Origin of the sequence: Pseudomonas sp. M1, from assembly GCF_022760135.1 — a bacterium.
Lineage (GTDB): Bacteria > Pseudomonadota > Gammaproteobacteria > Pseudomonadales > Pseudomonadaceae > Pseudomonas > Pseudomonas citronellolis.
In genome coordinates this window covers 4,576,746-4,589,698 of sequence record NZ_CP094343.1, presented here as the reverse complement: position 1 = coordinate 4,589,698, position 12,953 = coordinate 4,576,746, and the positions used below count along the sequence as shown (strand labels likewise).

Sequence of the window (12,953 nt, the reverse complement as noted above, 5' to 3'; positions counted from 1 at the left end):
CACATCCCATTCCGGGCATACCCACGCCCGGAATTCCGGAGATAGCCATGAACGCGAACAAGCGTTACGAGAATTTCATCGTCTTTTTGGCGCCGCTGATTAACAGCCTCGGTGGTATCGCCATCGACCTGTATGCGCCCAGCATTCCTTCCATGGGCCGTGAGTTGGGGGCTGGCCCCTCGCTCATGCAGAACACCATTACCATCACCTTATTGTTCTATGCCATCGGCCAACTGTTCTTCGGCATCATGGCCGATGCTCGAGGCCGCAGGCCGGCTGTGCTGCTGGGGCTTTCCGTGTTCCTGGCGGGTAGCTTGCTGGCCACGGCCGCGACCTCCATCGACATGCTGTTACTGGCCCGGGCCCTGCAAGGCTTTGCCATCGGTGCATGCCAGGTGGTTGCCCGGGCCTTGCTGGTGGACGTCGTCAAGGGGCCTCGCTTCTATGTGGCGATCATTTACCTGAGCCTGGCCTTCGGCCTGGGACCGGTCGTCGCGCCGTACGTGGGTGGGGTGATCGAGGTGCACCTGGGCTGGCGCTACAACTTCGTCCTGTATGCGGCTTATGCCGTGATTGTGCTGGCGTTCGTACTGGCCGGGCTGAAGGAGTCCCTCGCTCCAGTTGCCCGGCGTAGTGTGCTGCAGATCGTTGGAGGGTATCGCTTCATCCTCGTTGACAGCCGTTTCTGCACCTCGGTGATCATTCTCGGCTCAAGCTTTTCGGCCTTCCTGTTGTGGAACGTGTTTGGCCCGCATATCGTCCAGGAGCGCCTGGGCCATAGCGCCCAATACTTCGGTACCACGGCATTGGGGGTGGGCAGCTGCTATCTGGCAGGAACCCTGTTCAATCGTGTTCTGATCCGCGTCGTCTTTCCGGAGACGCTGATGTGGACGGGCCTGGGGCTGTTCTTGCTGGGCATCATCAGCATCGCTGCAGTGCCGGATGCGTTGAGTCTGACGAACATCCTCGGTGGCATCATGCTCATTGCCTTCGGCCAGGGCTTCATCTTCTCTAATGCCATGGCTCGCTCCATGTCGTTGTTCCCCGACCGCGCAGGGGTGGCGGCGAGTTTGCAGGGGTGCCTTATGCTGGTGTTCGGGGCGTTGACCTCGGGTGTCGTCAGTACCCTGCCGCTGGAGTCGAACCTGGCGATTGCCGGCGTGTTTTTCGTCCTGTTGCTGGTATCGCTTTCAGGGATGCTGGCTGCCAGGGCGAGGTGGCAGGTATCCATGGCCTGACGCATGAGGCCAAGCGTACACGCGGTAATACGTTGGAGCGGCTTGTCTGACGTAGCGATGGCTTCGCAATCTCATACGCCTGTCTCCTCGACGGGCGTATGAGGCGAGAACTTCCATCAATGGTCAGTCAGCCCGGCTATTGTTCATAGTGAGAGTCATTGTTGCCTGGGACCAACGGGCATCCAGTTACTCTGAGCGTTCGCTGCCCCGGCGGTCGATGGTCTTCCCTGTATCGTGCCGCTTGTTAGTTTCTGCGGCCTTCAGCCAACTGCCCGCGCGGCTGGCTGAGGGGCTTGCAGTAACTGGAACAGGTCCTTCGGGTCCTGCGGCCGTGGCACCAGTTCGATGTCGCGGCCGATGCCGCGTTCGCGCGCGGCGTCGTGCAGCCAGCGCAGGGCGGAGAAGTCTTCCAGGGCGAAGCCCACCGAGTCGAACACGGTGATCTGCTCGGCGTTCTGCCGGCCCTCGGCGGCGCCGGCGAGGATGCGTTGGAACTCGATCACCGGGAAGTCCGCCGGCATCTGCTGGATGTCGCCTTCGATGCGGGTCTGTGGTTCGAACTCGACTATCACCCGCGCGCGCTCCAGCACTTCGGCCTGCAGTTCGGTCTTGCCCGGGCAGTCGCCGCCCACGGCGTTGATGTGCATGCCCGGTTCGAGCATGTCGGCCGTGAGGATGGTGGCGTTGGTCTTGTCGGCGGTGACCGTGGTGACGATGTCGGCGCCGCGCACCGCTTCACGCACCGAGTCGGCGACTACCAGCTTCAGGCCGGGGAGGCCGGCGAGGTTGCGCTGCAGCTTGGCGGTGGCCGCCGGGTCGATGTCGAACAGGCGGATTTCCTCGATGCCCAGCAGCTCGTGGAAGGCGATGGCCTGGAACTCGCTCTGCGCGCCGTTGCCGATCAGCGCCATGCTTCGGGCGTCGGGGCGGGCCAAGAAGCCGGCGAACAGCGCCGAGGTGGCGGCGGTGCGCACGGCGGTGGTCAGCGTCAGTTCGCCGAGCAGCAGCGGGTAGCCGGTGTTCACCGTGGCCAGCACGCCGAAGGCCATCACCGTGGGCAGGTCGACGCGGTGGTTCTTCGGGTGGCCGTTGACGTACTTGAAGGCATACAGCTTGCCGTCGTCGGCGGGCATCAGTTCGATCACGCCGAGGGCGGAGTGGTTGGCGACGCGGGCGCACTTGGTGAATTCATCCCAGCGTCGGTAGTCGGCTTCGATGTAGCCGGCCATGGCGCGGATGGCCGCGCCCGGGCCGATCTCGCCGAGCAGTCGGCCAACGTCCTGCACATCCAGATAACGGGTCATGCTGCCATCCTCCTGAGTGGGAGCGCCGCGCGTTCATCGGGCGCCTGGGGTCAGTCTATGCCGCTGGCCGGGAATAACTGTGCTTTCTGACTGCATGGGCTAGGCTTCTTCGCAAAGACAGACTCAGGATCAGGGGAATGAAGAAAAGAAATTCCAGCGTGGCCGACCTGGATGCCACCGACCTAGCGATGCTGCGCCTGTTGCAGGAGGACGCCAGCCTGTCCAATGCCGAGCTGAGCGAGCGCCTGGCGCTGAGCGTCACGCCCTGCTGGCGGCGGCGCAAGCGCCTGGAGGAGGAGGGCTACATCCGCGACTACCAGGCCAACCTCGACCGCCGGCGCCTGGGCCTGGACATCCTGGCCTTCGTCCACGTGCGCTTCGCCGCCCACTCCGACGACGCCTCGGACCGCTTCGAGGCGACCGTGCGCGACCTGCCGGAGGTGTTGGCCTGCCATAAGATCACCGGCGATGCGGACTTCCTTCTGCAGGTGCTGGAGAAGGACCTGGACGCTTATGCGGAATTCGTCGAGAAGGTGCTGCGCAAACAGCCGGGCATCGCGTCGATCCAGTCGACCCTGGCGCTGCGGGAGATCAAGGATTGCCACCGGATACGGGTGCCGGAGGAGGGGTAGGGCGGCCTGGCGGCCGGATCGCGGACGCAGTCCTCCTACGGTTCCAGGAAGCACGGCTTTTCGTAGGATGGCGTTGAGCGAAGCGATACCCATCGCCGCAACAGCATGGGTTTCGCAAGCTCAACCCATCCTACGAAGAGCACCTCGGCGCAAGACAGTTGCTCCTACGATCGTGCTTCCCTGCCAATGCCCAGGCCAACCCCGGAACCGCCGGGGATCGAGGCCAAACGGCGGATAACGCCGTAGGCGTTATGCGCCCTACGCGGTATCCCCGTATCCGCGATTGCGTCGGCTCAATGCTTGGCCGAGTCTTCCGGCAACGCCAGCAAAGCCTTTTCCTTGTTCCAGTCGAAGGGCTCGCCGTTTTCCTCGGCGGCGAAGCGGCGTTCGTCCAGTTGCTGGTACAGGTCGATCTCTTCGTCGGGCATGAAGTGCAGGCAGTCGCCGCCGAAGAACCACAGCAGGTCGCGCGGCACCAGGTGGGCGATCTGCGGGTAGCGGTGGAAGGTCTGGGAAATCAGGTCCTGGCCCAGGTACTGGGCGCCCACCGGGTCGCACGGCAGTTCCTGCAGCAGTTCGTCGAAGCGTTCGAGGAACAGGCCGTGGTTCTCCTCCGGGACCTGCTCGGCTTCGCCCAGGGCGCCGAGGATCATGCGCAGGTGCTGCAGCAGGGCGAGGTGGTGGTCAAGGTAGGCGCTGGCCATGGTGGGGTCCTCTGCGGAAACGGCTGAAACGGGGGCGGAGTATATAGGGTTTCGCCGCCCCCAGCCGCGCGGCGGCGTTCAACGCAGCGGCCGCGATTGCGTCTGCCGGCGCTGGTTGTCGATCATCCGCCGCTGCATGTCGAGCTGCTGCTGTTGTTGCTGCAGGCGGAACTGCTGCAGGTCGGTGCGCTGGCGCTCGATGGTCTGGTCCTGCAGGCGCTGTTGCTGGCGCTGGCGGTCCAGGGCCTGCTGCTGGTCCTTGAGCTGTTGCTGCTTGAGCTGCAGGCGCTGGTCTTCGTATTGCAGGCGCTGGTCCTGCTGCTGCGCGCGGCGCTGCTCGGCCTGGCGCTGCAGGTTGTCGATCTGCTGCTGTTGCGCGTCCAGGTCGACCAGCGGCGCCGGTGGCGGGCTGTTGCGGCTCGGGTAGAGCCAGGAATCGGCCTGCGCCGTGGTTGCCAGGGCCAGGCCGACGAGGAGGATGGGCAGGATGCGCATGGGCGTTCTCCCGGTTGCCTTTGCCTGCCAGTGTGCACCCATCCGCCGGCACTGGCAGCCCCCAGGGCGAAAACGCCAAGGGCGCCGTGTCGGCGCCCTTGGCGTACTGCTCCCTTCATGGGGTAGGGAAGGGTTCTGGGTGGTCAGACCTTGCCGGGCTGGCCGAGTTCCTCCTTGGCGAAGTCGTCGACGTCGATCACCTGGCGCCGGGCCTTCTCCGCGGCGTGCAGCTGCTGGCCCTGGTCTTCGTCCAGCACACGCGCGGCCACCGCGGCGTCGATCGGCGACTGGCCGGGCGCCGGGCGCACCTTGCCTTCCTTGAGCGCCTTGTGCAGCTGTTTCTGCAGGGGCGCTACCTCGCGCAGGGCGGTGAGGGCGCGCTCCAGGTCGGCCAGCGGGTCGTCTTGCGCCGTGGGCAGGAAGGCGCCGTAGAGGATCGCCTGCAGCGCCGGGTCGTCCAGCGGGCGGCCGAGGATGCCGGCGATCTCCGCGTCCAGCGCGTCGCTCGGGCCCTTGTGGCGGCGGCCCAGGGGGAACACCAGGAGCTTGAGCAGGCAGCCGACGCAGCGGTTGGGGAAGTTCTCCAGCAGGGCGGCCAGGGCTTCCTCGGCTTTCGCCAGGTTCTCCTCCAGGGCCCAGCGCAGCAGCGGTTGCAGGTACTCGGCGTGGTTCAGGTCGTGGTAGCGCTTGAGCGCCGCCGAGGCCAGGTAGAGGTGGCTGAGGGCATCGCCCAGGCGCGCCGAGAGGCGTTCCTTGCGCTTCAGCTCGCCGCCCAGCAGCATCATGCTGAAGTCGGCGAGCATGGCGAAGCTGGCCGCCAGGCGGTTCACCGCGCGGAAGTAGGGGCGCGTCAGGCGGTCGCCGGGCACGTGGTCGAAGCGGCCGAAGCCCAGGCCCAGCAGCAGGCTGCTGGCGGCGTTGCTCACCGCGAAGCCGATGTGCCGCAGCAGCAGGCGGTCGAACTCGTGGGCGGCGTGGGCCTGGTCTTCCTGCTGGGCCAGGGCCATCTCCCTGAGCACGAAGGGATGGCAGCGGATGGCGCCCTGGCCGAAGATCATCAGGTTGCGCGAGAGGATGTTGGCGCCTTCCACGGTGATGAAGATCGGCGCCGTCTGCCAGGCGCGGCCCAGGTAGTTGCGCGGGCCGAGGATGATGCCCTTGCCGCCGTGGATGTCCATGGCGTGGCTGATGCATTCGCGGCCGCGCTCGGTGAGGTGGTACTTGAGGATGGCCGACAGGACCGAGGGCTTCTCGCCCAGGTCCACCGCGTGGGCGGTGAGGATGCGCGCGCAGTCCATCATCCAGGCGTTGCCGCCGATGCGCCCGAGGGCTTCCTGGATGCCCTCGAAGGCGCCGATGGGCACGTTGAACTGCTCGCGGATCTGCGCGTAGCGCCCGCTGCTGTAGCTGCAGCCCTTGGCCGCGCTGGTGCCCACCGCCGGCAGGGAGATGGAGCGGCCCACCGACAGGCAGTTCATCAGCATCATCCAGCCTTTGCCGATCATGGCCTGGCCGCCGATGATGCAGTCCAGCGGCAGGAACACGTCCTTGCCCGAGTTCGGTCCGTTCATGAAGGCCGCGCCCAGGGGCACGTGGCGCCGGCCGATCTCCACCCCGGGAGTGTCGGTGGGCACCAGGGCCAGGGTGATGCCCAGGTCTTCCTCGCCGCCCAGCAGGTGGTCCGGGTCGTGGCACTTGAAGGCCAGGCCGAGCAGGGTGGCCACCGGGCCCAGGGTGATGTAGCGCTTCTCCCAGGTCAGGCGCAGGCCGAGCACTTCCTCGCCCTGCCACTGGCCCTTGCAGACGATGCCGATGTCGGTCATGCCGCCGGCGTCGGAGCCGGCCTGCGGGCTGGTCAGGCCGAAGCAGGGGATTTCCTCGCCGCGCGCCAGGCCCGGCAGGTAGCGCTGGCGCTGCTCGTCGGTGCCGTAGTGCAGCAGCAGTTCGGCCGGGCCCAGGGAGTTGGGCACCATCACGGTGGAGGCCAGGTCGCCGCTGCGGCTGGCCAGCTTCATCACTACCTGGGAGTGGGCGAAGGCGGAGAAGCCCTTGCCGCCGTATTCCCTGGGGATGATCAGGCCGAAGAAGCCCTGTTCCTTGATGAAGGCCCAGGCTTCGGGCGGCAGGTCCATGCGCCGGGAAATGTCCCAGTCGTTGACCATGGCGCAGAGCTGTTCGGTGGGGCCGTCGATGAAGGCCTGCTCCTCCTCGGTGAGCTGCGGCGCCGGGGCGCCCAGCAGCTTGCTCCAGTCCGGGCGGCCGCTGAACAGGTCGCCATCCCACCACACGGTGCCGGCCTCTATGGCCTCGCGCTCGGTGTCGGACATCGGCGGCAGCACCTGCTTGAACCAGGCGTACAACGGGCCGCTGAACAGCTTGCGGCGCAGGTCGGGCAGGGCCAGGGCGGCGGCCACCGCCAGCCAGGGCAGCCAGAGCAGGATCATCCAGCCGTGGGCGTGGCTGAACAGGCCCATGAAGATGAGATAGACGGCGACTATGCCCAGCGCCGGGGCCGGCGCCACGCGCCGGTGGGCCAGCCAGGCGACGCCGAGCACGAGAACGATCAACCAGAGCAACGACATGCACTTTCCTCCATGACGAACGACGGGGCGATCCCTCACAGCTTAGCCGGGTGTTGGCGCCTTCCTCGGCGAGCTTGGCCGGATCGTCCTCCACGGTGCGCGGACGGGCTGTTTAGACTGGCCGGAACCGTGAAGGAGATTCCCCCATGCAGGCTTACCTCGAACCCGGCCGCTACCTGGATAGTGACCACCCCGCGGTGATCGAGTTCGCCCAACGGCACCGTGGCGCCTCGCCGCAGCCGCGCGAGCAGGCGGTGGCGCTGTACTACGCGGTACGCGACAGCATCCGCTACAACCCCTATGTGTTCAGCCTCGATGCGCAGACGCTCAAGGCCAGCCACGCGCTGCAGGCCGGGCAGTCCTACTGCGTGCCCAAGGCCGCGCTGCTGGCGGCCTGCGCCCGGCATTGTGGCATCCCCGCGCGCATCGGCCTGGCCGACGTGAAGAACCACCTGGCCAGCGGGCGCATGGTGGAGATGCTGCGCAGCGAGGTGTTCGCCATGCACGGCTACACCGAGCTGTTCCTCGACGGCCGCTGGGTCAAGGCCACGCCGGCCTTCAACCGCGAGCTGTGCGAGGCCTTCGGCGTGCTGCCGCTGGAATTCGACGGGCGCCAGGACAGCGTCTTCCACGAATTCGACCAGGGCGGCCGGCGGCACATGGAGTACCTGTGCGACCACGGCCAGTTCGCCGACGTCCCCGAGGACCTGTTCTTCGGCCATCTGCGGGCCTGCTACCCGCACCTGTTCGACGCCGGCCCCACGCCGCTGTCCGGCGACATGCAGGCCGAAGCGCCGAAGCATGAAGGCAATCGATAGTCATCATCAGTCCGCACGCCTTTCTTCTTGCCGCGCCGACCGGTAGGGTGCTTGGGTTCACCGGCCGACCTGCCGCGGCCGCGTTCACCCACCGAACAAGAAGAGGCTGCACGCCATGCTGAAAATCTGGGGCCGCAAGAATTCGTCCAACGTGCGCAAGGCGCTGTGGTGCGCCGAGGAGGCCGCGGTGGCCTACCAGCGCATCGACGCCGGCGGCGCCTTCGGCGTGGTGAACGAGCCGGCCTACCGCGCGCTCAACCCCAACGGCGTGGTGCCGACCCTGGAGGACGGCGACTTCGTGCTCTGGGAATCCAACGCCATCGTCCGCTACCTGGCGGCGAAGTACGCGCCCGACAGCCTCTACCCGCAGGACCTGCAGCAGCGCGCCAGCGCCGAGAAGTGGATGGACTGGACCACCTCGACCTTCGCCGGGCCCTTCCGCACGGTGTTCTGGGGTACCCTGCGCACCCCGCCGGAGCAGCGTGACGAAGCGGCCATCGCCGCCGGCATTGAGGCCTGCGTGACGGCCCTGGCGGTGCCCGAGCAGGCCCTGGGGCGCCAGCCATACTTGTCCGGCGAGCGCTTCGGCATGGGCGACATCCCCCTGGGCAGCTTCATCTACGCCTGGTTCGAGATGCCCATCCAGCGCCCGCCGATGCCGCACCTGGAAGCCTGGTACGCCCGCCTGCGCGAGCGCCCGGCCTACCGCAGCGCGGTGATGACCGAGTTGACCTGAACCGCCCGCGACGCCGGCGAAGGTTGCAATTGCCGGCGCCGGCCCTTATCTAGCTGTTCCATTTTCTGCGCCGCCCAGCCACGGGAAATTCCATGAGTTCCGCGCTTACCCTCCGTCAACTGACGAAAACCTACGGCAACGGTTTCCAGGCCCTCAAGGGTATCGACCTGGACGTCGCCGAGGGCGATTTCTTCGCCTTGCTCGGCCCCAACGGCGCCGGCAAGTCCACCACCATCGGCATCCTTTCCACCCTGGTGAACAAGACCAGCGGCACGGTCACGGTGTTCGGCCACGACCTCGACCGCGAGCCGCTGAAGGTCAAGCGCTGCCTGGGCGTGGTGCCCCAGGAGTTCAACTTCAACCAGTTCGAGAAGGTCTTCGACATCGTGGTGACCCAGGCCGGCTACTACGGCATTCCGGCGAAGATCGCCAAGGAGCGCGCCGAGAAGTACCTCAACCAGCTGGGCCTGTGGGACAAGCGCAACTCGGCCTCGCGCGAGCTTTCCGGCGGCATGAAGCGCCGGCTGATGATCGCCCGCGCGCTGATCCACGAGCCGCGCCTGCTGATCCTCGACGAACCCACCGCCGGGGTGGACATCGAGCTGCGCCGCTCGATGTGGAACTTCCTCACCGAACTGAACCAGCAGGGCATCAGCATCATCCTCACCACCCACTACCTGGAGGAGGCCGAGCAGCTCTGCCGCAACATCGCGATCATCGACCACGGCACCATCGTCGAGAACACCAGCATGCGCAAGCTGCTGACCCAGCTGCACGTGGAGACCTTCGTGCTCGACCTCAAGGGCGCCGTGGCCCAGCTCCCGCAACTGCCCGGCTACCCGGCGCGGCTGCTGGACGACCACACCCTGGAGGTGCAGGTGGACAAGGCGGCCGGCATCAACGGCCTGTTCGCCCAACTGAACGGGCAGGGCATCGAGGTGCTGAGCCTGCGCAACAAGACCAACCGTCTGGAGGAGCTGTTCGTGTCGCTGGTCGAGAAGAACCTGTCGAAGGTGGCGGTATGAGCGAGCTGCGCGCCAACTGGGTGGCCCTGAACACCATCGTCTACCGCGAAGTCCGCCGCTTCACCCGCATCTGGCCGCAGACCCTGCTGCCCCCGGCGATCACCATGGTTCTGTACTTCGTCATCTTCGGCAACCTGATCGGCCGGCAGATCGGCGGCATGGGCGGCTTCAGCTACATGCAGTACATAGTGCCGGGGCTGATCATGATGTCGGTGATCACCAACGCCTACGGCAACGTGGTGTCGAGCTTCTTCGGCAGCAAGTTCCAGCGCTCCATCGAGGAGCTGCTGGTGTCGCCGGTGTCGCCGCACACCATCCTCCTCGGCTACACCGTGGGCGGCGTGTTGCGCGGGTTGGCGGTGGGCGTCATCGTCACGGCGCTGTCGCTGTTCTTCACCAAGCTGCAGGTGCACCACCTGGGCATCACCGTGCTGGTGGTGGTGCTGACGGCCACCATCTTCTCCATGGGCGGCTTCGTCAACGCGGTGTACGCGCGCAACTTCGATGACATCTCGATCATCCCGACCTTCGTGCTGACGCCGCTGACCTACCTGGGCGGGGTGTTCTATTCCATCCACATGCTGCCGGAGTTCTGGCAGACGGTATCGCTGGCCAACCCCATCCTGCACATGGTCAACGCCTTCCGCTACGGCATCCTCGGGGTGTCGGACATCCAGATCGGCACGGCGCTGATCTTCATGCTGGTGGCGACGGTGATCCTGTACTTCTTCTGCATCCGCCTGCTGGTGAGCGGGCGGGGGATGCGGCAGTAACGGCGCGGTTTTGCGCTTGAACGAAGGCCCCGGTTTCGTGAGGAACCGGGGCCTTCTGTTTTTGCTCGCGAACCAATGGTTCAGGACAACGCCGAACGGCCCCCTCTCCCTTGAGGGCCGGGCGTGCAGCCGAGGGCTGGGGAGAGGGAGCGGCGTCAACCCAAGACGCCGATGTTGCCGGGTAGCCCCATCGCGGGCAGGGCCCGCTCCTACAGTTTGCTGTGAGGCACGGCATTCCCCTGTAGGAGCGGATTCATCCGCGATTGCGCCGGCAGGGCCGGCGATGGGTATCGCTTCGCTCAACCCATCCTACGAAGAGCGCCTTGCCGCGCTCCATCAGAACGCCACCTTCACCCCCGCCTCGATGCCGCGCCCGGCCGCCGGCACGCTGTCGCGCAGGATGGAGCTGGCGTAGCGCACCGTCTGGTTGGTCAGGTTCTCGCCCTTGACGAAGGCCAGCCACTGGCTGCCGCCCATGTCGAACCTGTAGCCGACGCTGGCGCCCAGGGTGGTGTAGCCGTCGGTGGAGAGTTCCTCGTCCGGCACGCGGTGCTGGGAGGCTGCGTGTTCCACTTCCAGGCGCGCCTGCCATTGCTGCAGTTCCCAGATCAGCGCGCTGTTCAGGCGCAGCGGGGCGATGCGCGGCAGCGGCTCGCCGGTGTCGCGGTTCTTCGCCCGGGTGTAGTCGCCGGACAGCTCCAGGTCGAAGTTGCCGTAGGGGCTTTCCAGCAGGTGGATGCGGTCCTGTGCCTCGACGCCGTAGAACTCCGCGCGCACGCCGCTGTAGAGGTATTCCGGCAGGGCCTCGTCGCTGTCGGCGGCGACTACTTCGCCTTCCTCGTCGCGGTAGCGGCCGCTGGCGAGCAGGCCGATGTAGTTGGAGAAGCGGCTGTAGAACACGCCGACGCTGCCCTTGTGGATGCCGTTGTCGAAGCGCAGGGCCAGGTCGGTGGAGACCGCCTTTTCCTTGTCCGCATCGGCGTCGCCCACCTCGTAGGTGCCGGTGGCCGCGTGCGGGCCGTTGGCGTACAGCTCGTAGAAGGTCGGCGCGCGCTCGGTGTAGCTGAGGGTAGCGGCCAGCGCCCAGATCGGCGTCAGCTGGTACACCGCGCCGGAGGACAGGCTGCCGGCGGTGAAGCTGCGGCTGCCGTCGTTCTCGGCGAAGCGCTCGTTGTCCTTGGCGTCGGGGTCGACGCGGCTGTGCTCCAGGCGGCCGCCGAAGCTCAGCGCCAGGCGCTCGCTGGCCTGCCAGTTCTCCAGGAAGAACAGCGCCGCGCTGTCGGTTTCGGTGTGCGGCACGAAGGCCTCTTCGCCCAGGGCCGAGAAGCGGCTGTTGGCCACCTGCGCGCCGACCACGCCCTGCAGCGGGCCCAGCGGCTTGTGGCGAGCCTCGATGCGCGCCTCGTAGCCGTCGTTCTTGAAGGTGGTGCCTGTCTCGCCGTCCTCGATCTCCTTGTGCTGGTACTCGGTATAGGCGGCGTCCAGCTTCACCGAGCTGAACGGGCCTTCCAGGTCGCGGATCTCCGAGGCGAAGGCGTAGCGGTCCTGCTGCATCTTCAGGCGCACGTCCTCCTCGGCGGGGGAGCCGTAGTTGCCGTCGTAGCCGCTGTAGGAAAGCCCGGCGTAGCCGTGGTCCCAGTGGTAGCTGCCGCCGATGGCGCCGCTGTCCTGGCGGCCGTCGCTGTTCTCGACGCGGTGCTTCGAATCGTCGCCGTCGATCGCGCGCTGGGCGCGGGAATGGGCGTAGCCGGGGATGCGCAGGTCGTTGAACTCGCGGGAGCCGGCGTCCAGGTGCAGGGCGAAGTTGCCGTCGCCGGCTTCCAGCGCGCCGGCGGCGCTACGGGTGGTGTCGGCGCCGCCGTAGCGCAGCTCGCCGCGGCCGTGCACGCCGTCCACCGCTTCGCTGGGGATGCGGTTGTCGAAGCTGTTGACCACCCCGCCGATGGCGTTGCCGCCGTAGAGCAGGGCGGCCGGGCCGCGGACCACTTCGATGCGCTCGACCACGTTGGGGTCTTCCGGCACCGCGTGGTCGTAGGACAGCGACGAGGCATCCAGCGCGCCCACGCCGTTGCGCAGCAGGCGGATGCGGTCGCCGTCCATGCCGCGGATGATCGGCCGGCTGGCGCCGGGGCCGAACCAGGTGGAGGACACCCCCGGCAGGCCGTCGAGGGTCTCGCCCAGGCTGCCTTTCTGGCGCAGCGTCAGGTCGTCGCCCTGCAGCACGCTGCTGGGCGCGGCGGGTTGCACCTCACCCAGCGGGTTGGCGGTGATCACCTGGGGCTGCAGCTCGGCAGGGCGGGTGTCGGCGAGCGCGGGAACGGCGAACAGCGCGAGGGTCAGCGGCGCGAGTGGCCAGCGGGGCAGGGGGCGGGACGTGGACATCGGGGGCTCCTTGGTTTTTTTCGGGCAGAACGCGCCCCTCCCGTGGCGATTCGGGCTGTGCGAAGGCTCTAGGCAGGGGCTTGGCGGGTCGCTCGGTGGGGCGGCCTTGATTTATGTTGTTATAACATAACATTCCCTGTGGTTTGAAAATCAAGTGCTTTCAGATCCGAAAGTGCTAGCCGCTGGCTGCACAGGGCGGGTGTCCTGGAGTTTTTCGCAACAAGTCCAGAGCTTTTCGCAAGAATGCCGGGGCAGGGTGCCACT

11 protein-coding genes are annotated in these 12,953 nt (G+C 66.8%); 6 read left to right on the top strand and 5 right to left on the bottom strand.

The window, feature by feature from the left end; genetic code table 11:
* Window positions 1-47: 47 nt before the first annotated feature.
* The gene (locus PM1_RS20055) at window positions 48-1,238 is read left to right on the top strand and encodes a multidrug effflux MFS transporter (protein WP_009618929.1); all 1,191 of its coding nucleotides are present in this window, start codon (window positions 48-50) and stop codon (window positions 1,236-1,238) included.
* 260 nt (window positions 1,239-1,498) lie between these two features.
* On the opposite strand, the gene PM1_RS20050 is transcribed toward PM1_RS20055, so the two are convergent.
* The gene (locus PM1_RS20050; protein ID WP_009618931.1) at window positions 1,499-2,542 is read right to left on the bottom strand and encodes an ornithine cyclodeaminase; all 1,044 of its coding nucleotides are present in this window, start codon (window positions 2,540-2,542) and stop codon (window positions 1,499-1,501) included.
* A 137-nt stretch (window positions 2,543-2,679) separates the two neighbouring features.
* Between PM1_RS20050 and PM1_RS20045 the strand changes: the two genes are divergently transcribed.
* On the top strand, window positions 2,680-3,174 hold the full coding sequence (locus tag PM1_RS20045) for an Lrp/AsnC family transcriptional regulator (protein WP_009618932.1): 495 nt from the start codon (window positions 2,680-2,682) through the stop codon (window positions 3,172-3,174).
* A 293-nt stretch (window positions 3,175-3,467) separates the two neighbouring features.
* On the opposite strand, the gene PM1_RS20040 is transcribed toward PM1_RS20045, so the two are convergent.
* The 3 genes from PM1_RS20040 to PM1_RS20030 all read right to left on the bottom strand — a co-directional run bounded on the left by PM1_RS20040 (window position 3,468) and on the right by PM1_RS20030 (window position 6,955).
* Window positions 3,468-3,878, bottom strand: coding sequence for a PA2817 family protein (locus PM1_RS20040; protein WP_009618934.1), 411 nt, complete (start codon window positions 3,876-3,878; stop codon window positions 3,468-3,470).
* A 78-nt stretch (window positions 3,879-3,956) separates the two neighbouring features.
* Window positions 3,957-4,373, bottom strand: coding sequence for a PA2816 family glutamine-rich protein (locus PM1_RS20035; protein ID WP_009618936.1), 417 nt, complete (start codon window positions 4,371-4,373; stop codon window positions 3,957-3,959).
* A 143-nt stretch (window positions 4,374-4,516) separates the two neighbouring features.
* Window positions 4,517-6,955 (bottom strand): acyl-CoA dehydrogenase, encoded by a 2,439-nt coding sequence (locus PM1_RS20030; RefSeq protein WP_009618937.1) that lies wholly within the window; start codon window positions 6,953-6,955, stop codon window positions 4,517-4,519.
* A 146-nt stretch (window positions 6,956-7,101) separates the two neighbouring features.
* On the opposite strand from PM1_RS20030, the gene PM1_RS20025 reads away from it, so the two are divergent.
* From PM1_RS20025 to PM1_RS20010, 4 genes are all read left to right on the top strand, one after another.
* On the top strand, window positions 7,102-7,773 hold the full coding sequence (locus tag PM1_RS20025; RefSeq protein WP_009618938.1) for a transglutaminase-like domain-containing protein: 672 nt from the start codon (window positions 7,102-7,104) through the stop codon (window positions 7,771-7,773).
* A 115-nt stretch (window positions 7,774-7,888) separates the two neighbouring features.
* Complete coding sequence (locus tag PM1_RS20020) at window positions 7,889-8,509, top strand: glutathione S-transferase family protein (protein ID WP_009618939.1); 621 nt, start codon at window positions 7,889-7,891, stop codon at window positions 8,507-8,509.
* 92 nt (window positions 8,510-8,601) lie between these two features.
* Window positions 8,602-9,534, top strand: coding sequence for an ABC transporter ATP-binding protein (locus tag PM1_RS20015; RefSeq protein ID WP_009618940.1), 933 nt, complete (start codon window positions 8,602-8,604; stop codon window positions 9,532-9,534).
* The gene (locus PM1_RS20010) at window positions 9,531-10,307 is read left to right on the top strand and encodes an ABC transporter permease (protein WP_009618941.1); all 777 of its coding nucleotides are present in this window, start codon (window positions 9,531-9,533) and stop codon (window positions 10,305-10,307) included. Before PM1_RS20015 ends, PM1_RS20010 begins: the two co-directional genes overlap by 4 nt.
* Window positions 10,308-10,643: 336 nt before the next feature.
* Here the strand turns inward: PM1_RS20010 and PM1_RS20005 are convergent, their stop codons facing one another.
* Window positions 10,644-12,689 (bottom strand): TonB-dependent receptor, encoded by a 2,046-nt coding sequence (locus PM1_RS20005; RefSeq protein WP_009618942.1) that lies wholly within the window; start codon window positions 12,687-12,689, stop codon window positions 10,644-10,646.
* Between the last annotated feature and the right edge of the window lie 264 nt (window positions 12,690-12,953).